A 24,650-nucleotide genomic window follows, 5' to 3' on the forward strand; every position below is an offset into this window, starting at 1 on the left:
ATTTTCAAAGCATAACGGTGGAGTTAGTGATGCTGAAGCGTTTCTTTATTACAGGTACAGACACTTCTGTTGGGAAGACAGTGGTTTCCCGCGCATTACTACAAGCGTTAGCGTCAGGGGGTAAACGTGTTGCGGGTTACAAACCCGTGGCCAAAGGCAGCAAAGAGACGCCGGAAGGCTTACGCAACAAAGATGCGCTGGTGCTGCAAAGCGTTTCTTCCCTGGAACTGCCTTACGAGGCCGTCAACCCGATCGCACTCAGCGAGGACGAAAGCAGCGTCGCACATAGCGGCCCGGTCAACTACACCCTGTTATCCAACGGACTCGCCAGCCTGAGCGAAAAAGTTGATCACGTGGTGGTAGAAGGTACCGGCGGCTGGCGCAGCCTGATGAACGATCTGCGTCCGTTATCGGAGTGGGTGGTTCAGGAACAGTTACCCGTGCTGATGGTGGTGGGTATCCAGGAAGGTTGTATTAATCATGCCATCCTTACTGCGCAGGCGATTGCCAGCGACGGACTACCGCTGATTGGTTGGGTGGCTAACCGCATCAACCCTGGGCTGGCACATTATGCTGAAATCATCGACGTACTCGGCAAAAAATTACCGGCCCCGCTGATTGGCGAACTGCCTTATCTGCCACGCGCAGAACAACGTGAGTTGTCTCAATATATTCGCCTGTCAATGCTCGGCAGCGTGCTGTCGGTAGATAGAGTCCTGGCGTAACGTCCGTGACAGCACGGAAGCCACCACACAGGCGATTAGTAATCCGGGGAGCAGGCGATACTCCCCGGTCATTTCACAAACCATCAGCGTAGACATAATTGGCGCATGCGTTGTTGCCGCCAGCAGCGTCGCCATCCCGGTTAATCCCAGCAGAATAGTAATCTCATCCGTACCGGGAAGCCAGAATCCCCATATGCGACCAAACAGCATACCAATCGACAGACCGACAAACAGGGTTGGCGTGAATACACCGCCCGGCGCGCCGGAGCCGCTGCTGGCAAGTACCGCCAGTAATTTGCAGATAAATATCCCACTGATAACCGACAGCAGAGGTGGTGAGAGTAAAAACGATTGCACCACGCTGTAACCATTTCCCCAAACGGTTGGTGTGAGTAATGACAGTATGCCGACGATCAGTCCTCCCAGCGTCAATTGCCACGGGGGGGAGAGTTTCAGGCGTAAAAAACCGTTGTGGCTGGTAGTCATCAGCCACATAAAAAGGGGACCGCAGACGCCAGCCACCACGCCGGTGCTGACGATCATCAGGTATTCCGGCGCATGCAGGTCTCGCGTCAGATGCACGGTATAGAGCAGCGCGTTGCTGTCACTGAGTAAATGGGTAGTCAGCAGGGCGACAACGGCGGAAACGACAACCGGTCCCAACGATGCCAGAATTAATGTGCCAAACAGGACTTCGGCAATAAACAGGCTGCCCGCCAGTGGCGCATGGTACGCACTTGCCATACCCGCAGCAGCTCCGCAGGCAATCCATAACTTCCATTCTGTGCGTGGGGTAAAGCGCTGGGCAAAACAGGATGCAGCCAGCGCCGCCAGTAAGATCATGGCACCTTCACGCCCGATGGCGCTCCCGCTGGCGACTACCAACAATGACGCCAGCGACTTCACCAGGCTGGCGCTAACATCAAACTGCCCGTCAGTTTGCAGCGCTTCCATATAATCCGTGGGAGCCTGCGGGCGCTGCCGGTTAAACTTCTGCCAGCCCCACAGTAGTAATCCTGCCGCAAGCCCGCCCAGAGCAGGGGTTAGCATGCGTCGTAGCGGAGGCAGGCTGGAAGCCGCATTGACCAGACTGCCGGTGTCGTTACTCAGGAAAAACCACTCCAGGATCAGCATGGCGTGGCGAAACCCGGCCACCGCCAGCGCCGCCAGGATGCCGATCAGCGCGGCGAACAGCAGGCGGCGAAGCATAGCGCGCAGGTCGGGATACGCGTGCAAATGATGCATTAACGAAATAATGGTTTAACGGCGACGGGGATCAGTAACTGCGACTGCCAGTGCGCCAGCGTCATACGGGCCAGTTCCCCCAGAGCCTGGTAAAATGGATGATCGGCTTTCTCGATAAATACCTCGAGGAAACGGCCCGACCAGGGTAACAGATGCCAGGCCAACAGCTGCTTGCACGCGTCGTGACGCCCGTTTTCGGCAAGCCAGGCGGCTAATAACAGCAGAGATCCAAAGTGATCTTCGGGTTCATTTTGCTGCACGTCGAACTGGATACCGTTGTCGCGCATCCACTGACGCAATGCCAGCGTTGACTCACCAAACAAGACGTTTTCACGGTCCAGCCAGACCGAACCCCATGGCGGAGACGGCAGTGCGTAAGGGCCGATAAATAAACGCTGCCAGGCTTCTGAAAGCGATTCATCGGCTTCAGCCTGAAACTGGCTAATCAATCCGGACAGGGCATCTTCAGACAGTGGCCACTGTGCCTGCCAGCCATCGACCGTGAGTGCGCCGACTAGCGGAGCCGCTTCTACGCTGTCTGGTGCATAGTAAAACAGTGCGCCCAGCACGCGCGCGGCGGTGGAAAAGTTGTCACGTTGAGAAAAAGAGGTCATGCAAACAATCCTGAAAAGTGCGGGTTTCCCCGCACTCGTAAGTTAACCTGCAACAGCCATACCGACTGTCATATGCAGACCGTAAAATAATCCGCGGCCAATGATTTCACCGGCAAGCACGAAAATTAAGCCGATCGCCAGACCAACAACACGTGGTTCTTTGCGGCGGATCAGCGGGCAAATCCAGCAACCCAGACCGGCGGTCAGCAACAGGATGCGCCAAACCTGCAAACGGCCATAATCGGGTACCAGCGCAGTAGCCTGTTGCACCGAACTGTGGATTTCACCGAGCGACACGCCCTGCAGGGCAATAACCCCAGCGCAAACCAATAGGGCCAGAACGCTAATGCTGGCGTTGGTCGCGGCGTTAAATGAGACGCGAACGGTACGCAGCAGTAGGGCGGCAAACAGCGTGCCACTCAGTAACACCGTCATAAAAAAGTTTATAGTGGTGTAACCATTATGCCAGGTTGGCACGGTATCTATCTGGTAAACTTGGGTCATTGCCCAGACGAATACGACCCCGAGGATCATGCTCACCAGCAGCCAGATTTTACCCAGGGCAGCGGGCATTTTACCGAGAAAAGCCACCAGCCACCAGACGCCACCGACGGCGAAAAACAGCGACCCACTGGCAATTTCGTTACTCAGCGCCGATGCGCCTACTCTGTTAAGAGAGTTAAGCGCCCGTAGAGGTGATCCCAAATGCATCACCGAGGCGAGAAAACCCGCACCCATCACCACCCACAGAAAAAACATACTGCGAACGATACGTTGCCTTGCCGCAGCGTCTTTGGCGGAAAACCAAGCCAGCCCGCTCACGATCAGCGCACCGACGACGCATTGTCCCAGTACCGTAAACAGCACCAGCGGCCATTCATGCCATCCATTGCCCATTTTACACCTCCCTCGGGTTTGCCAGATAACCGGTGGTATCCCCGGTTGGACGGGTGTTGGCGTTAGGTTTAATCACAATATTCGGTTTGGTGAAGTGCGCGCCCGGTAGTGGGGCCACCGCCGCCAACGTGCCGTGCTTTTTACGCAGCTCATCAATCGGGCCAAAATCCAGTGCGCGTAACGGGCAGGACTCAACGCAGATGGGCTTTTTACCATCGGCAACGCGGTCATGGCAGCCGTCACATTTGGTCATATGCCCTTTGGACGAGTTGTACTGTGGTGCGCCATAAGGGCAGGCCATATGGCAATAGCGACAGCCGATGCACACGTCCTCATCAACGACGACAAAGCCATCTTCACGTTTATGCATGGCACCGCTCGGACATACCTTGGTGCAGGCCGGATCTTCGCAGTGGTTGCAAGAGATCGAGAGATAATAGGCGAAAACGTTTTGCTGCCAGACGCCATTATCTTCCAGCCAGTCGCCACCAGCGTATTCATAAATGCGACGAAAGCTAACGTCCGGGGTTAAATCTTTATAGTCTTTACAGGCCAGTTCGCAGGTTTTGCAACCGGTACAACGTGCGGAGTCGATAAAAAATCCGTATTGAGCATTCATGAGTTAATCCTTAAACCTTCTCAATCTCGACCAGGTTAGTGTGCTGCGGGTTACCTTTGGCTAACGGCGACGGACGCTGGGTGGTCAGCGTGTTTACACATGCACCATGGTCAATTTTGTCGCCAGACATATCGGCATCGTGCCAGGCTCCTTGGCCCATTGCGCTGACGCCAGGGAGAATACGAGGGGTCACTTTTGCGGGAATACGCACTTCGCCGCGATCGTTAAAAACCCGTACCATATCGCCATTGGCAATACCGCGTTTTTGCGCATCCAGCGGATTGATCCAGACCTCCTGGCGACAGGACATCTGGAGAACGTCAATGTTGCCGTAGCTTGAGTGGGTTCGGGATTTGTAGTGGAATCCAAAAAGCTGCAACGGGAAGCTACTGCGTTTGGGGTCGTCCCAACCTTCAAATGTCGAGGCATAGACAGGCAGTGGGCTAATGACATCGTCTTTTTGCAGCTCCCAGGTACTGGCAATTTTAGCCAGTCGACTGGAATAGATTTCAATCTTGCCTGACGGCGTTTTCAGTGGATTGGCATCGGGGTCTTCACGGAATTTTTTGTAGGCGACGTAGTGCCCGTTAGGATCTTTGCGTTTATAAATCCCCATTTTTTTTAGTTCGTCATAAGAAGGGAGCATAGGGTCTTTGGCCAGCATTTTGGCATACAGATACTGTAGCCATTGCTCCTGCGTACGTCCTTCGGTAAAGCGTTGATAGATGTCATTACCAAGACGTTTTGCAACTTCGCTCATTATCCAGTAGATGGGTTTGCGTTCGAATTTTGCAGAGGTTGCGGGTTGAATAAAGATCAGGTATCCCATGTTCCCGGCGTAATCGTTTGGGATAATGTCTTCTTGTTCAACAGTCATCAGATCGGGCAGCAGAATATCGGCATATTTGGCTGAGGAAGTCATGAAATTCTCAATGACCACAATCATTTCGCATTTCGACTCATCCTGCAGGATCTCGTGCGTTTTATTGATATCGGAATGCTGGTTGGTAATGGTATTGCCCGCATAGTTCCAGATAAATTTAATCGGTACGTCGAGTTTATCCTTACCACGCACACCGTCCCGGATGGCGGTCATCTCGGTCCCGCGCGCGATAGCGTCGGTCCAGCTAAAACAGGATATTTGCGTCTTGATTGGGTTATCGGGCAACGGCATGCGCTCAATCGTAATGGTATAGGTGGATTCACGTGCGCCGCTGTTACCACCGTTGATGCCCACATTACCGGTCAGGATGGGTAACATGGCAATGGCCCGGGAAGTCAATTCACCGTTTGCCTGGCGCTGTGGTCCCCACCCCTGGCAGATGTACGCCGGTTTGGTACTGCCGATCTCTCTGCCTAATTTTATAATGCGCTCGGCCGGGATCCCGGTGATGTGGGATGCCCATTCTGGTGTCTTCGCAATACCATCATCGCCGTCACCCAAAATATAGGCTTTGTAATGTCCGTTTGCGGGGGCGTCGATGGGAAGGGTGTTTTCGTCATAACCTATGCAGTACTTGTCGAGGAACGGTTGGTCGACAAGTTTCTCGTTAATCAGCACCCAGGCAATTCCTGCCACAAGTGCGGCGTCTGTGCCCGGACGAATTGGGATCCATTCATCTTCACGACCCGCTGCGGTATCTGTATAACGAGGGTCGATAACGATCATTCGGGCATTTGAACGTTCCCGGGCTTGTTCCAGGAAGTAGGTAATACCGCCGCCGCTCATGCGTGTTTCGGCTGGGTTATTGCCGAACATGACGACCAGTTTGGTGTTTTCGATGTCTGAAGTGCTATTGCCGTCATTTGAGCCGTAGGTATAAGGCATTGCGGCTGCAATTTGGGCCGTACTGTACGTCCCATAATGGCTGAGGAATCCGCCATAGCAGTTCATCAAGCGCGCCACCAGCGAGGCGTAAGGGGAAGAGCGTGTAATGTTGCCGCCAACAATGCCGGAGGTATAGTTGATGTAGACCGCTTCGTTTCCATATTTTTGGACGGTATCTTTTAGGCTGGTACTGATGGTGTCCAGTGCTTCCTGCCAGCTTATGCGCTCGAATTTACCCTCGCCGCGTTTCCCCACACGCTTCATAGGATAATTAAGGCGATCGGGATGATTAATACGTCGACGAATAGAACGACCGCGAAGGCAGGCGCGAACCTGGTGCTGACCATAGATGTCGTCGCCAGTGTTGTCGGTTTCTACCCACACAACCTCGTCATCCTTAACGTGGAGCTGTAGCGCGCAGCGACTGCCGCAGTTGACTGAGCACGCGCCCCAAACCACTTTATCTTCTCTCGGTTGTATTGCCTGTTGTACCGCCGCCGCCGCACGCGCGCCAAAAGGCAATGAAAAGCCTCCTGCGGCAAGTGCCAGCGTACCGATTGCCGAAGACTTAACTAACGTCCTACGGCTAATACCTCCATATTGTTCAACTTTAGACATAACCCACTCCATTATAGTTATCGCTATATATTATTTTTCGCAACGAAATTAATAGCATGCTAATGATGGAGTGAGTTTACCTATTTAGGGGTGAGGTATTATTAATGCATATCAAACTTGGCATAACCCTCCGCGAACGGAGGGCAAGTTTATTGTGGTTCGGCGGAGTGACCGTCCTGAGAAGGCGTGCTATTGGCGGGGGCGTTACCGCTGCTAGTGCGAGCATAAAGGATTTTATGCGTATCGTTGGCACAATGTCCCACGACCAGAGAATCCGGCTGATCGGCCTGATCGTTAGGTACGATACTTAAGGTGAAGCTGGATTCCGCCACCCCATTATTAATAATACGCTGTTCAATATCGCTCCTGACTCTTTCACACGACGCAGGTGCCGCCAGAACTTGCTGGGAGGCAATTATTAGCAAACTTGCAGCAATTCCTGTAGAGAATTTCATCATCAACTCCTTTCATGATAGACATCCATTAAGATTAGCATTTCTGGTGTAAATAACTGTATTTGCTAATATGATTGAGAATTATCCCTCTATGCCGGTGAAAAATGTGAAGAAACAGACCCTGTTAGGATTCCTGTGCGTCGTGTTAGTTGGGTGTGATAACGGCAAAAAGCTGGTTTCCTTCACACCGGAAATGGCCAGTTTCTCCAATGAATTCGATTTTGATCCCCTGCGTGGCCCGGTGAAGGATTTCAGTCAAACGCTGCTGAATGACAAAGGTGAAGTGACTAAGCGCGTAAGCGGCACACTCTCTCAGGAAGGGTGTTTTGATACGCTGGAGTTGCACGATATTGAGAGCAATAGCGGAATGGCGTTAGTGCTGGATGCCAATTACTACCTGGATGCCGAGACGCTGGAAAAAAAGATCCGTTTACAGGGAAAATGTCAGCTGGCTGAATTACCTGCTGCCGGGGTAGTGTGGGACACCGATGATAATGGCTTCGTTGTTTCGGCGACGGGTAAAGAAATGACGGTGCAGTACCGGTACGACACAGAGGGTTATCCGCTGGGAAAAACCACCGTCAGTAAAGACAATACGTTGCGTGTTAAGGCGAAACCATCGGTCGATCCGCTGAAAAAATTAGATTATACGGCAGAGAGCATGTTGAACGATCGTTCGTTGGGGAATGTTAAGCAAACATGTGAATACGATGATTATGCGAATCCGCTCAACTGCCAGCTTGTTATCGTTGATGAAAGCACGAAGCCGGCAGTTGAACATCATTACACGATTAAAAACACCATTGATTACTACTAACCGTCTTACTGTGCGGTAGGCTGCAACAGGTTAGTAACGGGTGCTTTATGTTCCGCCAGATACTGGTGCTGGAAAATACACATGCGGATAGTGTTACGGTACTGTCCGTTAATAAAGAACTCATGAATCAGTTCGCCTTCCACCATAAAACCGAGTTTGCGGTAGATGTGAATGGCTTTTTCATTTTCTTTATCGACGATCAGGTACAGCTTATATAAATTGAGCACGGTGAAGCCGTAATCCATCGCCAGCTTTGCCGCTCGCGTGGCGAGACCTTTACCCTGGAAATCCGGCGAAATAATGATCTGAAATTCGGCCCGGCGGTGCACATGGTTGATTTCTACCAGTTCCACCAGACCGGCTTTTTCGCCGTTGCACTCCACCACAAAGCGGCGTTCGCTTTGGTCATGAATATGCTTGTCATACAGGTCTGACAGTTCAACGAACGCTTCATACGGCTCTTCGAACCAGTAACGCATCACGCTAGCGTTGTTATCGAGTTGATGAACAAATCGTAAATCTTCACGCTCCAGCGGGCGCAGCTTAACACTGAGGGCGCTTGTCATATCGTATCCTTTCAATTTCCTTTATTGAGCACAAAAATTATGGCGCGACAGTACGACCGGTTCGGCGGTCAAGACAGCGCAAGGTGTTAGGTTCCCAATAGGCATTAATGTTGGCGCTCTGTTCGCACTTATCGCGGCTGTCAAAGGCCACGTCAGCTTTGTCCCACTCTTTCTCGGTACGCGTATTAACCTTATGGCGCAAATTACGTGTATCGTTCCACTGTTCCTTTTCCATTGCGGCCTGTTGACGGCTTTGGGCGCTGTCCCCGGACTCAATGACCAGTTTACTGGTTTCAGCAAATGCGGAAGAGGTGTATACAACCGCCGCCAGCGTAAGCATGGCCGTCAGGCACAGGCGTTTGCTCAGTGTGTTGTTCATGGCGAATTCCTTTTATGAGAAAGGCAAAAAACGATAAAACAGGGTTAAATTCTACACCATTCCTGTTCCGGGTCATACCCGCCCGGCAGATATGGATAAACTGACCGCATTCTGTCGTATCATGTTTCAACCGAACGTCACTGAATATTATCCATGCTTAAAACTACCTTACTTTTTTTTATCACAGCGCTATGTGAAATCATCGGCTGTTTTTTACCCTGGCTCTGGTTAAAGAGAGGCGCAACGGCTTGGCTGCTTCTCCCGGCAGGCGTGTCACTGGCCTTATTTGTCTGGCTGCTGACGCTGCATCCGGCCGCGAGCGGGCGCGTATATGCGGCGTATGGCGGTGTTTATGTGGTGACCGCACTCATGTGGCTGCGCCTTGTCGATGGTGTAAAACTGAGCCTGTACGACTGGTCCGGGGCGTTGGTAGCGCTGTGTGGAATGCTGATTATCGTGGCCGGATGGGGGCGCTCATAGCGCCTTTTTTGTGATCGATTAGCGTTTTTTTGATCATTATACTTGTATGGTAGTAGCTCAGTTGGGTAAGTTTCCTGCATCAGACAAAGAGATGTAAGGAATAAAGTATGAAGATTGTAGGGGCTGAAGTTTTTGTCACCTGTCCGGGGCGTAATTTCGTTACGTTGAAAATCACCACTGAGGACGGAATTACGGGCTTAGGGGACGCCACGCTGAATGGACGCGAGTTATCTGTTGCGTCCTATCTGAGAGATCATGTGTGTCCTCAGCTTATTGGCCGTGACGCACACCGCATTGAGGACATCTGGCAGTTCTTCTATAAAGGTGCGTACTGGCGTCGTGGCCCGGTTACCATGTCGGCGATTTCCGCTGTCGATATGGCGCTGTGGGATATCAAAGCGAAAGCCGCGAATATGCCGCTTTACCAGCTGCTGGGTGGTGCATCCCGCGAAGGCGTGATGGTTTACTGCCACACTACCGGTCGTACCATTGATGATGTGCTGGAAGATTACGCGCGCCATCAGGAGATGGGTTTTAAAGCGATTCGCGTCCAGTGTGGCGTACCTGGTATGAAAACCACCTATGGGATGTCGAAAGGCAAAGGGCTGGCTTATGAGCCCGCGACCAAGGGACAGTGGCCGGAAGAGCAGCTGTGGTCGACGGAAAAATACCTCGATTTCACCCCGCAGTTGTTTGACGCTGTCCGTAATAAATTCGGTTTTAACGAACACCTTCTTCATGACATGCACCACCGCCTGACGCCGATTGAAGCTGCGCGTTTTGGTAAGAGCATCGAAGAGTATCGCCTGTTCTGGATGGAAGATCCGACCCCAGCTGAAAACCAGGAGTGCTTCCGACTGATTCGCCAGCACACGGTGACGCCGATTGCGGTAGGGGAAGTCTTTAACAGCATCTGGGATTGTAAACAGCTGATTGAAGAACAGCTGATCGACTATATCCGCACCACCATTACCCATGCGGGCGGCATCACCGGCATGCGTCGCATTGCCGATTTTGCGTCGTTGTACCAGGTGCGTACCGGCTCTCATGGACCTTCCGATCTGTCGCCAGTCTGTATGGCTGCTGCGCTGCATTTTGACCTGTGGGTGCCGAATTTCGGTGTACAAGAATATATGGGCTATTCCGAGCAGATGCTGGAAGTATTCCCGCATAACTGGACGTTCGATAGCGGCTATATGCACCCTGGTGACAAACCGGGGCTGGGTATTGAGTTCGACGAAAAACTCGCAGCGAAATACCCGTACGATCCGGCCTATCTGCCCGTCGCGCGTCTGGAAGATGGAACCTTGTGGAACTGGTAAGGAGTGGTTTGCTATGAAAAGTATTGTGATTGAAAAAGCGAATACGCTGGTTATTGAAGAGCGAGCAAATCCGACGCCAGCTGCTGGTGAAGTGAGGGTAAAGGTTAAGCTGGCGGGAATTTGTGGTTCTGATAGCCATATTTATCGTGGGCATAATCCATTCGCAAAATATCCACGGGTAATCGGCCACGAGTTTTTCGGCATTATTGATGCTGTCGGTGAGGGTGTTGATAGCTCACGTTTGGGTGAGCGGGTGTCTGTTGATCCGGTGATCAGCTGCGGACACTGTTATCCCTGTTCAATCGGTAAACCTAACGTATGCACATCGTTGGTGGTACTAGGGGTTCACCGTGATGGCGGTTTTAGCGAGTTTGCCGTTGTACCGGCAAAAAATGCCTGGCTGATCCCGGATTCAGTGAAAGATGAGCATGCCGTTATGGTTGAGCCTTTCACTATTGCAGCGAACGTGACCGGGCAAGTCAAACCAACAGAAAACGACATCGCGCTGATTTACGGTGCAGGACCGATGGGGCTGACGACCGTTCAGGCGCTTAAACGTGTCTATAACGTGAAAACGGTGGTTATTGCCGATAGGATCGAAGAACGTCTGGCGATGGCCAAACAGTGCGGCGCCGACTGGACCATTAACAATGGCCAGCAATCACTACAGGATTTTCTGACTGAGAAAGGGTTAAAACCCACAATCATCGTGGATGCAGCTTGTCATCCATCCATATTACAGGAGGCTATCACGCTGGCATCACCGGCCGCACGGATTGTTTTGATGGGATTCTCAAGCGATCCTTGCCAGATTGTGCAGCAGGGTATTACAGGGAAAGAACTTTCAATTTATTCGTCGCGGTTAAATGCGAATAAATTCCCGGTAGTCATTGATTGGCTGGTTAAAGGACTTATCGACCCGAATAAACTTATTACACACACTTTTGACTATCACCACGTTACAGACGCAATCGAATTGTTTGAGAAAGATCAGCAGCACTGCTGCAAAGTTTTACTCACATTCGCTGAATAATATTAATTACTGCGAGTAAGTGGTACGCATCTTACCTCTTAGAGATTGCCAATATGAATCAAGAAAAACACGAAAGGTCAACGAAAGATTTGATGAGAGCCGCCATTTCTGGATGGTTAGGTACAGCTCTCGAATTTATGGATTTTCAGTTATATTCTTTGGGTGCCGCACTGGTATTTCATGAGGTATTTTTCCCGGAACAATCAGCCGCGATGGCGCTCATTTTAGCGATGGGTACATACGGTGCCGGTTATATTGCTCGTATCGTTGGGGCATTTATATTCGGTAAAATGGGTGACAGCATCGGACGTAAAAAGGTGTTGTTTATTACCATCACCATGATGGGGATCTGTACAACGCTAATTGGCGTACTGCCGACCTATGCGCAAATTGGTATCTTTGCGCCAGTGTTGCTGGTGACGCTGCGTATCGTGCAGGGATTGGGGGCCGGCGCTGAAATTTCTGGCGCGGGAACCATGCTTGCAGAGTACGCACCTAAAGGAAAGCGTGGCATTATTTCCTCCCTTGTGGCTATGGGAACAAACTGCGGTACGCTCAGCGCAACGGCTATCTGGGCGGTGATGTTCTTCGCTCTTGATCGTGAGGAGTTGTTAGCCTGGGGTTGGCGTATTCCATTCCTGGCAAGCGTGGTGGTGATGATTTTTGCCATCTGGTTACGAATGAACCTCAAAGTAAGCCCTGTATTTGAGAAAGTGAATGATGGTGAAAATGCACCTGCATTAAATGACCCATCAGAGAATACGCTGGGGGCAATGTTCACCAGTAAGTCTTTCTGGCTGGCAACTGGATTGCGCTTTGGTCAGGCGGGTAATTCAGGTTTAATTCAGACATTCCTTGCAGGCTATCTGGTACAGACGTTATTATTTAATAAATCGATACCTACCGATGCGTTGATGATAAGTTCTGTTATTGGGTTTATTACCATACCGCTTCTTGGATGGTTATCTGATAAATTCGGTCGTCGCTTGCCGTATATTATCCTGAATATATCAGCAATTATTCTGGCATATCCAATGCTGTCTATTGTGGTTGATAATTCGTATAGTCCTGGCGTTATCATGACCGCGCTGATTGTGATCCACAACTTTGCGGTGCTGGGATTATTTGCTCTCGAAAACATCACCATGGCTGAAATGTTCGGCGCACGTAATCGATTTACGCGTATGGCGATTTCTAAAGAAGCTGGCGGGTTAGTTGCCGTTGGTTTTGGTCCTGTGTTAGCCGGTATTTTTTGCAACATGACCAATTCCTGGTGGCCTATTTTGGTAATGGTCATCATTTACTCTCTGATCGGATTAGTTTCAGCTCTCCTGATGCCTGAAGTAAAAGATCGCGATTTGAGCGTTCTGGAAGATGCCGCAGAAGTAAGTAAAATCAAGAAGGTGCGTGCCGGTGTCACTCAGGCAAGTTAATGGGTTAAGCGGTATGGTCGAGATGAAACATTTTGACTGTATATTGGCACGTAAATTTAAATAGTGTCACGTCAGTCATATAAAAATTAACTCTAATCGGTGTATGCCTATTCTTATGGACCTTGCTGACTTGCCCAATGTGCCTGGTCGATGGCATGTTGTGATACTGGTAAAATAATTTTTACGCACTAAAGATGTTGATTAACCCAATACCCTATAAAAGGTAAAACCTATGGTTAGTTCAGTCGATATTAAAAATGGCGCAGGTAATAAACCTATTATTCGTCGAGTTGCCTCTGCATCAGCAATTGGTACTGCTGCTGAATACTATGATTTTTTTGCGTACGGAACAGCAGCCGTACTTTTTTTTGGTCATCTATTTTTCCCGAGTGACGATCCATTAATTAGTACGCTTGCTGCTTTTGCAACCTATGCAGTCGGCTTTCTGGCAAGGCCATTAGGCGGAATTGTATTCGGTCATATTGGCGATAAGGTGGGACGTAAAAAAGCACTGGTCATTACTATCTTAATTGTTGGCTTAGGGACGTTTTGTATTGGGTTGCTACCGACCTATGAAAAAATTGGTATTTGGGCTCCAACCCTGCTTATATTCATTCGCGTACTGCAAGGGTTTGGGGTTGGGGGAGAGCAGGCTGGCGCAGTGTTGATGACTGCTGAATATTCTGAACCCAAACACCGTGGTTTCTTCTCTAGCTGGGTTCAAATCGGTGCACCCGTTGGCTTCCTTTTGCCATTAGCACTTTTTGCCTTTTTGAATGCCACGCTCTCGCCTGAGGCGATGATGGACTACGGATGGCGCATACCATTCTTGCTTAGCTTATTATTGGTTATTGTTGGTCTGTTTATCCGCTTAAAAATAGATGAATCTCCAGTGTTTGCTCAAATTAGAGAGACTAAAGCTGAAGAGTCCCGTCCATTAGTTGAGGTTGTTCGCGATTTTCCTGGGATTGTCGTCAAGGGAGTATGCGCAAAACTGATTGAAGCTTGCACATTTGCGATGTTTACAGTGATTGTTTTAGCCTACGGTAAGGCAAACAATCTTGATGCTAATATTTTGATGGAGACAATGATTGTTGCAGTAATAATAGAAATTATTGCAATACCCATGATGGGAGCGTTGTGTGACAGGATCGGGCGCAAGCCAGTGTATATTATTGGCGCACTTCTTCAGGTCATCATGATTATTCCATTCTTCCTTGCGATAAATCAGGATAGTTTCTGGCTTACTCAATTAGTGATGATTCTGGTTTTGAGTGTCGGTCATAGCATGTGTTATGCACCTCAGGCCTCTTATTTCCCAGAACTGTTTCCAACGCATATTCGCTGTAGCGGTATCGCTTTGATTTGGCAGATGGGATCGCTGATTGGTAGTGGAATACTTGGCTTAGTCGCGGTGAAGATTCTGCAGGTCACTGGTGGGCATTATTATGGGCTTGCAACTTACGTTATTGTCTTGGGGGTTATCTCCATAATAGGTTTACTGATGATGCCGGAAACTGCACCACAGCGGCTTAAACGTGAATATCAGCAGTGGCAAAAGCACTAATACGAGCTGGCGGCTTCAATGCCGCCCCCTCTTATCTAGTTTGGTATATATCTTCAAATGATGTCATACCAATACTAAAAAGCTTAATGCATATCAAAACATACAACCATACAGGCGTTACTCTGAGACGGTCCTGATTTCATTGATAAGTAGGTCATACCATGCAAAACAAACTCTTAGCAGCCAGGGCTGCAATTCCTGACTACGATCGTTCCAAATTGGTACCGCGTATTGTTCATCTGGGATTTGGTGCGTTTCACCGCGCGCATCAGGGTGTTTACGCTGATATCCTGGCCGCTGAGCACAGCAGTGACTGGGGTTATTATGAAGTTAACTTGATTGGTGGTGAGCAACAAATTGCCGATCTGAAACAGCAGGATAATCTGTATACCGTCGCGGAAATGTCGGCAGGTGCCTGGACAGCGAGAGTAGTTGGCGTAGTTAAAAACGCGCTGCATGCGCAGGTTGATGGTCTTGAGGCCGTTTTTTCCGCTTTGTGCGAACCGCAGGTGGCTATTGTCTCACTCACCATTACCGAGAAAGGATATTGCCACTCTCCAGCGACCGGGCAACTGATGCTGGAAAGTCCGATGATAGCCGCCGACCTGCAAAATCCGCATCAGCCTAAATCTGCGCCGGGCGTCATCGTTGAAGCGCTTGCACGCCGCAAAGCTGCTGGTCTGGCCGCATTTACCGTGATGTCCTGCGACAACATGCCTGAAAATGGTCATGTCATGCGTAATGTGGTTACCGCTTACGCGCGCGCAGTGGATGCTGAGCTGGCAGACTGGATCGAGAATCATGTGACTTTCCCATCGACCATGGTTGACCGTATTGTCCCTGCGGTAACGCCAGATACGCTGGATAAAATTGAACAGCTCACCGGTGTGCGCGATCCGGCTGGTGTGGCGTGTGAACCGTTCCGCCAGTGGGTTATTGAAGACAACTTTGTTGCCGGTCGCCCACAATGGGAAAAAGCAGGGGCCGAGCTGGTGGCCGATGTTATTCCGTTCGAAGAAATGAAACTGCGTATGCTCAACGGCAGTCACTCTTTCCTTGCGTACCTTGGTTATCTGGCCGGATATCAGCACATTAACGATTGTATGGGCGACGACAATTACCGTTGCGCTGCACGCGCGCTGATGTTGCAGGAGCAGGCCCCAACACTGAAAGTGAAAGGCGTTGATTTACAGCAGTATGCCGATCGGTTGATTGAGCGTTACAGCAATCCGGCGCTGCGTCACCGTACCTGGCAGATTGCGATGGACGGCAGTCAAAAACTCCCTCAGCGTATGCTCGATTCCGTGCGCTGGCATCTTGTTCACGACAGTCGTTTCGACTTGCTGGCGCTGGCTGTGGCTGGTTGGATGCGTTACGTCGGTGGTGTGGATGATCAGGGCGAGGCGATTGAGATCAGCGATCCGCTGTTGCAGGTTATCCAGAACGCGGTGCAGAGCAGTAAAGAGGGTGAAGATCGCGTTAAGGCACTGTTGGCTATCGATGCTATCTTTGGGCGCGAACTGCCGCAGGTTAAACTGTTCAGAACCAAAGTCACCGAAGCGTATCTTGCGTTGCTGGCTGACGGGGCGAAGGTGACAGTTGCGAAATATGCCGCAAAATTGAAGTAGTGGCGTAAAGTGTTTATGTCGCCATCCGGCTAATACTACAGCCAGATGGCGCGTTGTTTTCTGGCACTCACACCAATCAGTTCATACCCAGACGAATCAATTCGAGAGGGGCATATTTGCCTTCACAACCCTCGATTTCCACTGTTTTCCCGCGGCGAATTTGCTCAGCGGTCAGGCCTTCGGAATCAATAGCCTTGATACGGCCTGTGATCCCGGTATCACTGATCATGACACGGCTGCCGGTGGTGATTGCGTTACGGTTACGATCGTATGTTTTCATGGTGGTTTCTCCTCTCCAACTTACCGTCAAAGCCCGTGGGCTTTTGAGTCCCACGTAACGGGCGCAATATAAATACGCTTCTCGCTAAAGATTTTTTTTGTTTTGGATCAAAATCACAGCTTTTTTTGGGCGGATCTGAAGGGGAGAAAAAAGACGCATAAACTCACCCCAAAACGAGGTGAGGGAGAGGGATTAATCTTCGCTAAACCAGTCGCTATTTTCCTGACGAATCAGCTGAACGGACTCACCGATTTCCTGCAGGTGCAGCATCATCGCGCGCTCAACGGCATCGCTGTCATGCTTTTCCAACGCGGCAAAAATATCGTGATGCTGACGAAGAAGCATTTCCGGTGGGGAGATGTGGTCGAGACTCATATAGCGAACGCGGTCGATGGTCGCCTTAATATTCTCGACGGTGTCCCATGCGAGCTGGCAATCGGCAATTAACGCCAGCTTCTGGTGAAATTCATCGTCAAGCAGGAAAAAATCGTTGATCTGTTTACGCTCAATGGCGATGCGCTGCTGATGCAGATTCTGTTCAAGCTGGTAACACTGATTGTCAGTGATCATCGACGCGGCGCGCCGGGCGACGGCGCATTCAATGGCCTGGCGAACAAAACAACCATTTTGCACTTGCGACAGCGAGATCTTGTTCACATAGCTGCCGCGTTGCGGACGAATTTGAATCAGGCCGTTCTCCGCGAGTTTGATGAATGCTTCACGTACCGGCTGGCGTGACACATTAAAGCGGACGGAAACCTCTTTCTCCGAAAGCGGCGTGCCGGGCGCAATCAGGCACTGCACGATGTCGCGACGAAGAATGCGGTAGATCTGCTGATTTACCGGCTGTGTAGGGTTGAGCTGCGTTTCTACGGTCATTCATTCTTACTTTTTAGAGAGTTAACCCGAATACTTTATCACTTATTCGGTGGTATCTGTACCCGGCCCGAGGCCGGGTACAAAAATTAACCCCGGTGAACGCTCAAACCTGCAAAGGACTGTGCAACAGGCATCATTTCGAGGGTGTTGATGTTGACGTGCGCAGGCAGCGAAGCCACCCACCACACAGCTTCAGTAACATCTTCCGGCGTCAGTGCGGTAGTGTTTTCGTAAGCTTTGACGGCTTTCTCATCGTCGCCTTTGAAACGTACGTTAGAGAACTCCGTGCCGCCAACCAGGCCTGGTTCTATATCGGTCACGCGTACTGCTGTACCGTGCAGGTCGGTACGTAAGTTCAGGCTAAACTGGCGAACGAACGCTTTCGTTGCGCCGTACACGTTGCCCCCGGCATAAGGCCAACTACCGGCGGTTGAACCGATATTAATAATATGACCCCGATTGCGTTCAACCATGCCCGGCAGGACGGCACGGGTCATATAGATCAAACCTTTATTGTTGGTGTCGATCATGGTTTCCCAGTCGTCAACGTTAGCCTTATGCGCCGGTTCAAGACCCAGAGCCAGGCCGGCGTTGTTGACCAGTACGTCAATGTTGCGCCATTGAGCAGGTAAGGCGGCCAGCATTTCTTCAATAGCGGCGCGATTACGTACGTCAAGTTGTGCGGTATACAGGTTATCGCCCAGCTCATCTTTCAGTTCCTGCAGGCGCTCCTGACGGCGTCCGGTGGCAATAACCTTATGCCCATTCTCAATAAAACGACGCGTAATGCACTCACCAAAACCCGCAGTTGCTCCGGTTACTAAAACGATCATCTCACTGTTCCTCAACGCTTTTTATGTGCTATTACCATACCACGTCAATTCTGTTCAGGGCTAATGCTGCGTAACGTGATTGCGGTCGATTCCACGGAAGCCTAATCTAGTAAACAAATCGTTTTCAGGAGTGAAAGATGTCGTTAACGAATCCCTTTTTACGTCAAAGCACTTTGCCTTATCAGGCTCCGCAATTTGATCGCATAGACGTGCATCATTATCGTCCTGCATTTGATGAAGGTGTAAGGCAAAAGCGCGCGGAAATCGACGCTATTGTACAAAACCCACAGGCTGCGGATTTTGCCAATACGCTGCTGGCGCTTGAGCAGAGCGGGGCGCTGTTGACGCGCGTCACCAGCGTTTTCTTTGCCATGACAGCGGCGCACACCAACGATGAATTACAGCGTCTGGATGAAGAATTCTCCGCTGAGCTGGCGGCGTTGGCGAATGATATTTATCTCAACGGTGCGCTTTTTGCGCGCGTAGAGGCCGTCTGGCAACAGCGTGCCTCATTGGGGCTGGATGCAGAGTCATTACGTTTGTTGGAGGTCGTTCATCAGCGTTTTGTCCTGGCGGGGGCCCGGCTAAATGAAACAGATAAAGCACGTCTCAAAGCGCTTAACACCGAATCAGCTACCCTGACAAGCCAGTTCAACCAGCGCCTGTTGGCGGCGAGTAAATCGGGCGCCCTGGTGGTTGATGATGTTAGCCAACTGGACGGATTAAGCCCGGAAGAGATCGCCATGGCGGCAGCCGCTGCCAAAGAAAAGGGGCTTCAGGACCGCTGGGTTATCCCGCTGCTGAACACCACTCAACAGCCTGCGCTTGCCGCGTTACACGACAGGCAGATCCGCGAGGAGCTGTTTACCCGTGCATGGACACGGGCTGAAAATAATGATGCCAACGATACGCGCGCCATTGTCCAGCGGCAGGTGGAAATCCGGACTCAGCAGGCGAAGTTACTCGGTTTTGCTCACTATGCTGCGTGGAAAATTGCTGACCAAATGGCAAATACTCCCGAGGCTGCGCTCGCTTTTATGCGGGCTATCGTTCCGGCTGCGCGTAAAAGAGCCGGTGATGAATTGGCTGAAATCCAGAAAGCCATAGACAAAGAGAAGGGGGAATTTAGTGTACAGGCCTGGGACTGGGCCTATTACGCCGAACAGGTTCGCCGTGAAAAATATGCCCTTGATGAGGCGCAACTTAAACCCTACTTTGCTTTAGATACGGTACTGAATGAAGGTGTGTTCTGGACCGCAAACCAGCTCTTTGGCATTAAGTTTATCGAACGTTTCGACATCCCTGTTTATCACCCGGATGTGCGGGTATGGGAAATTTTTGACCACGACGGAACGGGGCTGGCGTTGTTCTACGGTGATTTCTTCGCCCGGGAATCAAAAAGCGGCGGCGCTTGGATGGGGAATTTTGTTGAGCAATCGGTGCTTAACGAAACCAGACCGGTTATTTACAACGTCTGTAACTATCAAAAACCCGCACAGGACCAGCCTGCCTTGCTGCTGTGGGATGACGTCATCACACTTTTTCATGAGTTTGGGCACACCTTACATGGTCTGTTTGCCAGCCAACGCTATGCGACGCTCTCAGGGACCAATACCCCGCGTGATTTCGTTGAGTTTCCCTCACAAATTAATGAACACTGGGCGAGCCATCCGCAGGTCTTTGCCCGCTATGCGCGTCATGTTGAAACTGGGGAACGTATGCCTCAGAAGCTGCAGGATAAGATGCAGAGAGCCAGCTTGTTTAACAAAGGTTACGATATGACCGAATTGCTCAGTGCCGCATTTCTGGATATGCACTGGCACAGCCTGCAAAGTATCGAGCCCGCTCTGTCAGTAGAGGAATTTGAACGGCAGGCGCTGACAGCGGAAGGTCTTAATATTCATGCTGTACCGCCGCGTTATCGCAGCAGTTATTTTGCGCATATTTTCGGCGGCGGCTATGCGGCAGGTTATTATGCTTATTTGTGGACGCAGATGCTGGCGGATGACGGCTATCAGTGGTTTGTCGAAAACGGCGGTTTAACACGAGAAAACGGACAACATTTTCGTGAGTCAGTCCTTTCGCGTGGTAATAGTTCAGACTTGCACGCGGTGTATCCAGCATGGCGGGGGCGTGAACCCGGAATTAATGCCATGCTGCGCAACCGGGGATTAGAACAGTAGCTGAGAGAATACGGTCAGGTTTCTGGCTGACCGTATTATCGATAGTTCAGAGTTGACATATTAATTACTATTAATAAACTTACATAAATTTTCTTTATTGTCGCTAAAATGTTCAACATCAACAATGCTCACACAGGGAAGGGGGTCGCGATGATGAGACAAACGGCAGAAATAGATTCAATCTTGATTGACCTAAATCACTCGATTGATGCTCATTATAAATGGTTAGTAAAAATGTTTCGTTGCGTGGTGTCATCTGATATCACTCAGGCAGATATTTCGGGAAATAATTCGCACTATGCCTGTCAATTCGGACAGTGGCTTAACCAACGCCTGGTACAGGATGACGAAGATTATAATTATGTGAGTAAGATAAATGCAGTACATGAAGAAATGCATTTATTAGGTAAGGAGTTGTTATTGGCAATAGTGGAAGATCGAAGCCAGTCATCGCATTTCGACCGTTTCCAGGATGCGCTACTGGCCTTTACGTCAGCAGTAATGGACTACAAAATATATTTATTAAACATTCGCAGCAATATCGATGCATTAACCGGTTTACCCGGCAGAAGAATGCTTGATGAATCTTTTGACCAGCAATTACTCGACACTGAACCGCTTAATTTATATTTATTATTGCTGGATATCGATCGTTTTAAACTCGTCAATGATACTTACGGTCACCTGGTGGGTGATTTGGTATTACGCAGCCTGGCCTCGAATTTATTGCTATGGACACGCTATGATGAAGTCGCGTATCGCTACGGCGGCGAAGAGTTCATTATTCTGATCAGAACAAAATCGGACGAGCAGGCAAGCCGCGCGGGGTTGCGCCTGTGTCATCTCATTGAGCAAAAAAAGATCCCTTATCCGGAGGGGGAGATCGGTATTACGGTAACGGCCGGCATCACCAGGGTACATCAGGGCGAAACGTTGGATACGGCTCTCGGACGTGCTGATCGAGCTATGTATGAAGGGAAACAGACCGGCAGGAATCGCTGTATGTTTATGGATGAGCACGAACAGATCATGCGGGTGGGGGCCAACAATCAGATAACGGCGCTGGTCAGGGCGTAAGTTTTGTTGATGTGATTCCGTTTCGTTTAACGTTCATTGGGGTTGTCGATGATATAGTTAGCTAACTATCCGTTGTCTGTGCAGGGAATCGCCTGATAGCGTATAAAGCAAAACACAAATCTATCCATGCAAGCATTTACCGCTGGTTTATCCGGCGGTTTTTTTTTACCTGTCGTTCAGGTAATAAGTATTCAATGGCACGGGAACATGCAAAAAAATGGCCCCTTGAGCAGTGATGCAACAAGGGGCCGGTTCGGTTCAGAACTATCGTCGTTCATCAATCATCCCATCTGTGGCTAAAATAGGCGGCCAGAAAACCAGAAAATAAAATAATTCCCAGAACGGCCATAAAAACATTCATATTACCCAGCATAGTCAATGCTCCTTTATTTTTGAGTTTCCTCTCTTACCTTAATGTCACCCCGTTAATGACTATAGTAACAACTTAACCTTAAACAAAGGTTGAACCAGGTGATTATTTCGTCTGAAACGTAAAGTTATACCGTTTTTGACAGGGAAAAAATAAGAATGGAACACATTACGGGGCAAGGAGAATTTGCTGGCGGCTATTTGAGAAAACGACAGAGCCGGTTGCGCTCTGTCGCCAGAATAATTAACAGACGGCGGGCTGGTTCCACGGTTTGGCTCGCATACCTTTTAGCATCAATACCCAGGCCAGGACGATGGCGATCATCAGCACCACAAACAGCGACCAGGAAGGCAAGGTCGTCAGAATAACGCCGCTGACTAACGGGTTAAAGGCTGCGCCAAGCCAACCCAGCGACTGGGCAGAGAAATAGCTCGCTTTCATCCCTGCCGGGGCAATGTTGTCGATAAGCATATATTCACCTGGCGCGTATACTATTTCGCCGATGGTAAAAAACGCCGCAGAAATGCCCCACATCAACAGGCTGTTGCCGGAAAAGATAAATCCTACCAAACCCAGCACAAAGAACAGCGTTCCGCCGGCCATCAACGGGCGGATGTTGGCGGTGGAAAGGCGACGTCCAATGGCATATTGCAGCGTAACCACCATCGCCGCGTTAACGGGCAGGACGACCGCCACCACTTTTTCTGCGAAATCACCGTCAGCGACGACCATGACGTACTGAGAAATGCACGACGCAAACGCGCCGCCAACAAACGAAGCCAGAAACGCTGACAAGGTAAACCAGCATAGGGCTTTATCACGCAGTAGTACCGAGGGCGACCATACCGACGCGTTCAGTCCTTCAGTTGGCGTTTCTGAACGCTTTACCCAGGTCTGGATAAAAACCAGCGGGAAGGCTGAACAAAGTGCTGCCAGCCAGAACGGTAGGTTGATGCTTTGCATCACCAGCAGCGTGCCGAGCGGTGGGCCCACGGTCCAGCCAATATTCAGTACTGTGTAATTAAGCGAGAAAATCCTGGTCTTGTTGGTGGCGGAGAGGTTATCGGCAAACCAGGCCTTCAGCACCGTGGCGAAGACGGAGTAGGCGCAGTTGATCAGGGCAAAAAGCAGCACCACCACGACCACATTATGCACCAGCGGAATCGCGATAAAGCCGGACGCAAAACCGATAATTGCCAGCAGCATATAGCGTTTTTTATCAAACTTATCGGCCAAAATTCCGAAACCCAGACTGAAGATGACGCCAATAGTCAGGGCGACCGTCATGGCGTAACCAATCAGATCGACGCTCAGTCCGTACTGACGGTTGAGATAGATGGTCATGAACGGGAGAGTTGCACCACGTCCAATTGTTAATAACAGTGATGATGCGAGTAACGCGAGAGTGGACCTTCTCAGAGTGGTATTCATTTTCCTGCCCGACAATGCTTGTTGTTATGTTTTTATTAAATTTCAAACAGAAATAGCATGACAAATGTGTGATGTATACTCAATAAGTTGTCCGAAAATGCCCTGTTAGCCCTACCTGAATTTATGATCTGTTACCGGACAACGATTTCCGTTACTTTAACTTGTTTACAAAAATTTAATAATTGTAGGGGCGGGGAATGTCACGTAAAGACGGATTGTTAGCATTACTGGTCGTCGTGGTGTGGGGACTGAATTTTGTCGTCATCAAAGTGGGCCTGCACAATATGCCGCCGCTGATGTTGGCGGGGTTACGTTTTTTGCTGGTGGCGTTTCCGGCTATTTTCTTTGTTTCCCGACCGAAAATCCCTCTATCACTCCTGCTCGGTTACGGTCTGACTATCAGCTTTGGCCAGTTCGCGTTTCTGTTTAGCGCCATTAAATTTGGCATGCCTGCCGGACTGGCATCACTGGTATTACAGGCTCAGGCATTTTTCACCATTGTGCTGGGCGCATTCGCTTTTGGTGAACGTTTACAGGGTAAGCAACTGGTTGGTATCGCGCTGGCAGTGTTTGGCGTGTTAGTGCTGATCGAAGCCAGTCTGAATGGGCAGCATGTGGCGATGCTCGGCTTTATGCTAACGCTGGCGGCGGCGCTGAGCTGGGCCTGCGGCAATATATTTAACAAGAAGATTATGCAGCATGAATCCCGCCCTGCAGTGATGTCGCTGGTGGTGTGGAGTGCATTAATCCCGATAGCGCCGTTCTTTCTGGCGTCGCTAATTCTTGATGGCTCAGATCAAATCGTGAACAGCCTTGTTAACATTGATATGACTACCATCCTGTCACTGGTGTATCTGGCATTTGTGGCGACGATTGTGGGTTACGGCATATGGGGAACGCTACTTGGACGCTATGAGACCTGGCGTGTGGCTCCGCTGTCGTTGTTAGTGCCGGTCGTTGGGCTGGCAAGTGCGGCAGTTTTGCTGGATGAAACACTAAGCGGATTGCAGCTTATCGGCGCGTTGTTGATTATGGCGGGGTTGTACATCAACGTATTCGGCTTTCGTTTGCGCAAGGTTGCGCAGATGAGGGGTTAAAAAAGCCCCGCAGTGGCGGGGCAAAATGAATTACAAACTGCGCATGTTGTAATATGGCACACCCAGCTCGTCAGACTTATCGCTGCCTGTCCCCATATGATTAAAATCAAACGGGGACTGCTCCTGCGCGGGCGGCATCATCATCGCATCGCGATTGTTGGGCGTTATAGGCTGTGCGGTTTGTTCCGCCATGCTCTGGCCCGAAACAACAAGCAGCAGGGCCAGCATTGCAGATGACAGAAGTTTCATGATTTCCTCGGTTACGTCTTTTACA

General features: G+C 50.2%; 25 protein-coding genes. 11 read left to right on the forward strand and 14 right to left on the reverse strand.

What is annotated here, in order from left to right; genetic code table 11:
- Positions 1 to 29: 29 nt before the first annotated feature.
- A complete protein-coding gene (bioD, locus tag E4Z61_RS04750; RefSeq protein WP_135321766.1) occupies positions 30 to 725 on the forward strand; it encodes a dethiobiotin synthase in 696 nt (231 codons plus the stop codon).
- Here bioD and clcB read toward each other — a convergent pair.
- The 6 genes from clcB to E4Z61_RS04780 all read right to left on the reverse strand — a co-directional run bounded on the left by clcB (position 681) and on the right by E4Z61_RS04780 (position 7,004).
- Complete coding sequence (clcB, locus tag E4Z61_RS04755; protein ID WP_135321767.1) at positions 681 to 1,970, reverse strand: voltage-gated ClC-type chloride channel ClcB; 1,290 nt, start codon at positions 1,968 to 1,970, stop codon at positions 681 to 683. The two genes, bioD and clcB, sit on opposite strands and share 45 nt — an antisense overlap.
- Positions 1,970 to 2,584, reverse strand: coding sequence for a Tat proofreading chaperone DmsD (gene dmsD, locus E4Z61_RS04760; protein WP_135321768.1), 615 nt, complete (start codon positions 2,582 to 2,584; stop codon positions 1,970 to 1,972). The genes clcB and dmsD overlap by 1 nt, the downstream gene beginning before the upstream one ends.
- Before the next feature lie 42 nt (positions 2,585 to 2,626).
- Positions 2,627 to 3,481, reverse strand: coding sequence for a dimethyl sulfoxide reductase anchor subunit family protein (locus E4Z61_RS04765; protein ID WP_135321769.1), 855 nt, complete (start codon positions 3,479 to 3,481; stop codon positions 2,627 to 2,629).
- A gap of 1 nt (position 3,482) precedes the next feature.
- Complete coding sequence (locus E4Z61_RS04770) at positions 3,483 to 4,100, reverse strand: DMSO/selenate family reductase complex B subunit (protein ID WP_135321770.1); 618 nt, start codon at positions 4,098 to 4,100, stop codon at positions 3,483 to 3,485.
- A 10-nt stretch (positions 4,101 to 4,110) separates the two neighbouring features.
- Positions 4,111 to 6,546: a selenate/tellurate reductase subunit YnfE gene (gene ynfE, locus E4Z61_RS04775; protein WP_135321771.1), complete on the reverse strand. Its 2,436-nt coding sequence runs from the start codon at positions 6,544 to 6,546 to the stop codon at positions 4,111 to 4,113.
- Between the two features lie 149 nt (positions 6,547 to 6,695).
- Positions 6,696 to 7,004, reverse strand: coding sequence for a DUF1161 domain-containing protein (locus E4Z61_RS04780; protein ID WP_135321772.1), 309 nt, complete (start codon positions 7,002 to 7,004; stop codon positions 6,696 to 6,698).
- A 103-nt stretch (positions 7,005 to 7,107) separates the two neighbouring features.
- Here E4Z61_RS04780 and E4Z61_RS04785 point away from each other — a divergent pair, with 103 nt between their 5' ends.
- Positions 7,108 to 7,818, forward strand: a complete 711-nt coding sequence (locus E4Z61_RS04785) for a YnfC family lipoprotein (protein WP_135321773.1) — start codon at positions 7,108 to 7,110, stop codon at positions 7,816 to 7,818.
- 5 nt (positions 7,819 to 7,823) lie between these two features.
- Here the strand turns inward: E4Z61_RS04785 and speG are convergent, their stop codons facing one another.
- Together speG and E4Z61_RS04795 are read right to left on the reverse strand one after the other, a co-directional pair.
- Entirely contained in the window at positions 7,824 to 8,384 is a 561-nt protein-coding gene (gene speG, locus E4Z61_RS04790) for a spermidine N1-acetyltransferase (protein ID WP_135321774.1), read from the reverse strand.
- Between the two features lie 37 nt (positions 8,385 to 8,421).
- The gene (locus E4Z61_RS04795; RefSeq protein WP_135321775.1) at positions 8,422 to 8,763 is read right to left on the reverse strand and encodes a DUF1283 family protein; all 342 of its coding nucleotides are present in this window, start codon (positions 8,761 to 8,763) and stop codon (positions 8,422 to 8,424) included.
- Between the two features lie 153 nt (positions 8,764 to 8,916).
- Between E4Z61_RS04795 and E4Z61_RS04800 the strand changes: the two genes are divergently transcribed.
- The 6 genes from E4Z61_RS04800 to E4Z61_RS04825 all read left to right on the forward strand — a co-directional run bounded on the left by E4Z61_RS04800 (position 8,917) and on the right by E4Z61_RS04825 (position 16,226).
- Positions 8,917 to 9,243 carry a YnfA family protein gene (locus E4Z61_RS04800; RefSeq protein WP_135321776.1) on the forward strand — a complete coding sequence of 109 codons (327 nt, stop codon included), beginning with the start codon at positions 8,917 to 8,919 and terminating at the stop codon, positions 9,241 to 9,243.
- A 107-nt stretch (positions 9,244 to 9,350) separates the two neighbouring features.
- Entirely contained in the window at positions 9,351 to 10,565 is a 1,215-nt protein-coding gene (gene rspA, locus E4Z61_RS04805; RefSeq protein WP_135321777.1) for a starvation-sensing protein RspA, read from the forward strand.
- A 13-nt stretch (positions 10,566 to 10,578) separates the two neighbouring features.
- The gene (locus E4Z61_RS04810; protein ID WP_135321778.1) at positions 10,579 to 11,598 is read left to right on the forward strand and encodes a Zn-dependent oxidoreductase; all 1,020 of its coding nucleotides are present in this window, start codon (positions 10,579 to 10,581) and stop codon (positions 11,596 to 11,598) included.
- A 53-nt stretch (positions 11,599 to 11,651) separates the two neighbouring features.
- Positions 11,652 to 13,031, forward strand: coding sequence for an MFS transporter (locus E4Z61_RS04815; RefSeq protein ID WP_135321779.1), 1,380 nt, complete (start codon positions 11,652 to 11,654; stop codon positions 13,029 to 13,031).
- Between the two features lie 232 nt (positions 13,032 to 13,263).
- Positions 13,264 to 14,598 carry an MFS transporter gene (locus tag E4Z61_RS04820; RefSeq protein ID WP_135321780.1) on the forward strand — a complete coding sequence of 445 codons (1,335 nt, stop codon included), beginning with the start codon at positions 13,264 to 13,266 and terminating at the stop codon, positions 14,596 to 14,598.
- Between the two features lie 161 nt (positions 14,599 to 14,759).
- Positions 14,760 to 16,226 carry a mannitol dehydrogenase family protein gene (locus tag E4Z61_RS04825; RefSeq protein ID WP_135321781.1) on the forward strand — a complete coding sequence of 489 codons (1,467 nt, stop codon included), beginning with the start codon at positions 14,760 to 14,762 and terminating at the stop codon, positions 16,224 to 16,226.
- 76 nt (positions 16,227 to 16,302) lie between these two features.
- Here the strand turns inward: E4Z61_RS04825 and ydfZ are convergent, their stop codons facing one another.
- The 3 genes from ydfZ to ydfG form a co-directional block, all read right to left on the reverse strand.
- Entirely contained in the window at positions 16,303 to 16,506 is a 204-nt protein-coding gene (gene ydfZ / locus E4Z61_RS04830; protein WP_135321782.1) for a putative selenium delivery protein YdfZ, read from the reverse strand.
- A 192-nt stretch (positions 16,507 to 16,698) separates the two neighbouring features.
- Positions 16,699 to 17,385: a GntR family transcriptional regulator gene (locus tag E4Z61_RS04835; RefSeq protein ID WP_135321783.1), complete on the reverse strand. Its 687-nt coding sequence runs from the start codon at positions 17,383 to 17,385 to the stop codon at positions 16,699 to 16,701.
- 86 nt (positions 17,386 to 17,471) lie between these two features.
- Positions 17,472 to 18,218 (reverse strand): bifunctional NADP-dependent 3-hydroxy acid dehydrogenase/3-hydroxypropionate dehydrogenase YdfG, encoded by a 747-nt coding sequence (gene ydfG, locus E4Z61_RS04840; protein ID WP_135321784.1) that lies wholly within the window; start codon positions 18,216 to 18,218, stop codon positions 17,472 to 17,474.
- A gap of 137 nt (positions 18,219 to 18,355) precedes the next feature.
- Here ydfG and dcp point away from each other — a divergent pair, with 137 nt between their 5' ends.
- Both dcp and E4Z61_RS04850 read left to right on the forward strand, forming a co-directional pair.
- Positions 18,356 to 20,401: a peptidyl-dipeptidase Dcp gene (dcp, locus tag E4Z61_RS04845; RefSeq protein ID WP_135321785.1), complete on the forward strand. Its 2,046-nt coding sequence runs from the start codon at positions 18,356 to 18,358 to the stop codon at positions 20,399 to 20,401.
- 150 nt (positions 20,402 to 20,551) lie between these two features.
- On the forward strand, positions 20,552 to 21,478 hold the full coding sequence (locus E4Z61_RS04850; protein WP_135321786.1) for a diguanylate cyclase: 927 nt from the start codon (positions 20,552 to 20,554) through the stop codon (positions 21,476 to 21,478).
- A gap of 277 nt (positions 21,479 to 21,755) precedes the next feature.
- Here the strand turns inward: E4Z61_RS04850 and mgtS are convergent, their stop codons facing one another.
- Together mgtS and ydeE are read right to left on the reverse strand one after the other, a co-directional pair.
- Positions 21,756 to 21,851: a protein MgtS gene (gene mgtS, locus E4Z61_RS04860; protein WP_096757085.1), complete on the reverse strand. Its 96-nt coding sequence runs from the start codon at positions 21,849 to 21,851 to the stop codon at positions 21,756 to 21,758.
- Positions 21,852 to 22,091: 240 nt separating this feature from the next.
- Complete coding sequence (gene ydeE, locus E4Z61_RS04865; protein ID WP_135321787.1) at positions 22,092 to 23,279, reverse strand: efflux MFS transporter YdeE; 1,188 nt, start codon at positions 23,277 to 23,279, stop codon at positions 22,092 to 22,094.
- Positions 23,280 to 23,476: 197 nt separating this feature from the next.
- On the opposite strand from ydeE, the gene eamA reads away from it, so the two are divergent.
- Positions 23,477 to 24,376, forward strand: a complete 900-nt coding sequence (gene eamA, locus E4Z61_RS04870) for an O-acetylserine/cysteine exporter (RefSeq protein WP_135321788.1) — start codon at positions 23,477 to 23,479, stop codon at positions 24,374 to 24,376.
- Positions 24,377 to 24,406: 30 nt separating this feature from the next.
- On the opposite strand, the gene marB is transcribed toward eamA, so the two are convergent.
- Complete coding sequence (marB, locus tag E4Z61_RS04875) at positions 24,407 to 24,625, reverse strand: multiple antibiotic resistance protein MarB (RefSeq protein WP_135321789.1); 219 nt, start codon at positions 24,623 to 24,625, stop codon at positions 24,407 to 24,409.
- Positions 24,626 to 24,650 lie beyond the last annotated feature (25 nt).

The sequence above is a fragment of the Citrobacter tructae genome, assembly GCF_004684345.1.
Taxonomy (GTDB): domain Bacteria; phylum Pseudomonadota; class Gammaproteobacteria; order Enterobacterales; family Enterobacteriaceae; genus Citrobacter; species Citrobacter tructae.

Coding starts and splice junctions, on each gene's coding strand:
- ydeE (WP_135321787.1), bottom strand. CDS start 23,279: ATGAATACCACTCTGAGAAGGTCCACTCTCGCGTTACTCGCATCATCA.
- marB (WP_135321789.1), bottom strand. CDS start 24,625: ATGAAACTTCTGTCATCTGCAATGCTGGCCCTGCTGCTTGTTGTTTCG.
- E4Z61_RS04800 (WP_135321776.1), top strand. CDS start 8,917: ATGCTTAAAACTACCTTACTTTTTTTTATCACAGCGCTATGTGAAATC.
- dcp (WP_135321785.1), top strand. CDS start 18,356: ATGTCGTTAACGAATCCCTTTTTACGTCAAAGCACTTTGCCTTATCAG.
- E4Z61_RS04835 (WP_135321783.1), bottom strand. CDS start 17,385: ATGACCGTAGAAACGCAGCTCAACCCTACACAGCCGGTAAATCAGCAG.
- E4Z61_RS04825 (WP_135321781.1), top strand. CDS start 14,760: ATGCAAAACAAACTCTTAGCAGCCAGGGCTGCAATTCCTGACTACGAT.
- E4Z61_RS04795 (WP_135321775.1), bottom strand. CDS start 8,763: ATGAACAACACACTGAGCAAACGCCTGTGCCTGACGGCCATGCTTACG.
- dmsD (WP_135321768.1), bottom strand. CDS start 2,584: ATGACCTCTTTTTCTCAACGTGACAACTTTTCCACCGCCGCGCGCGTG.
- E4Z61_RS04780 (WP_135321772.1), bottom strand. CDS start 7,004: ATGATGAAATTCTCTACAGGAATTGCTGCAAGTTTGCTAATAATTGCC.
- eamA (WP_135321788.1), top strand. CDS start 23,477: ATGTCACGTAAAGACGGATTGTTAGCATTACTGGTCGTCGTGGTGTGG.
- mgtS (WP_096757085.1), bottom strand. CDS start 21,851: ATGCTGGGTAATATGAATGTTTTTATGGCCGTTCTGGGAATTATTTTA.
- ydfG (WP_135321784.1), bottom strand. CDS start 18,218: ATGATCGTTTTAGTAACCGGAGCAACTGCGGGTTTTGGTGAGTGCATT.
- E4Z61_RS04810 (WP_135321778.1), top strand. CDS start 10,579: ATGAAAAGTATTGTGATTGAAAAAGCGAATACGCTGGTTATTGAAGAG.
- ynfE (WP_135321771.1), bottom strand. CDS start 6,546: ATGTCTAAAGTTGAACAATATGGAGGTATTAGCCGTAGGACGTTAGTT.
- rspA (WP_135321777.1), top strand. CDS start 9,351: ATGAAGATTGTAGGGGCTGAAGTTTTTGTCACCTGTCCGGGGCGTAAT.
- E4Z61_RS04815 (WP_135321779.1), top strand. CDS start 11,652: ATGAATCAAGAAAAACACGAAAGGTCAACGAAAGATTTGATGAGAGCC.
- speG (WP_135321774.1), bottom strand. CDS start 8,384: ATGACAAGCGCCCTCAGTGTTAAGCTGCGCCCGCTGGAGCGTGAAGAT.
- E4Z61_RS04765 (WP_135321769.1), bottom strand. CDS start 3,481: ATGGGCAATGGATGGCATGAATGGCCGCTGGTGCTGTTTACGGTACTG.
- clcB (WP_135321767.1), bottom strand. CDS start 1,970: ATGCATCATTTGCACGCGTATCCCGACCTGCGCGCTATGCTTCGCCGC.
- ydfZ (WP_135321782.1), bottom strand. CDS start 16,506: ATGAAAACATACGATCGTAACCGTAACGCAATCACCACCGGCAGCCGT.
- E4Z61_RS04850 (WP_135321786.1), top strand. CDS start 20,552: ATGATGAGACAAACGGCAGAAATAGATTCAATCTTGATTGACCTAAAT.
- E4Z61_RS04770 (WP_135321770.1), bottom strand. CDS start 4,100: ATGAATGCTCAATACGGATTTTTTATCGACTCCGCACGTTGTACCGGT.
- E4Z61_RS04820 (WP_135321780.1), top strand. CDS start 13,264: ATGGTTAGTTCAGTCGATATTAAAAATGGCGCAGGTAATAAACCTATT.
- bioD (WP_135321766.1), top strand. CDS start 30: ATGCTGAAGCGTTTCTTTATTACAGGTACAGACACTTCTGTTGGGAAG.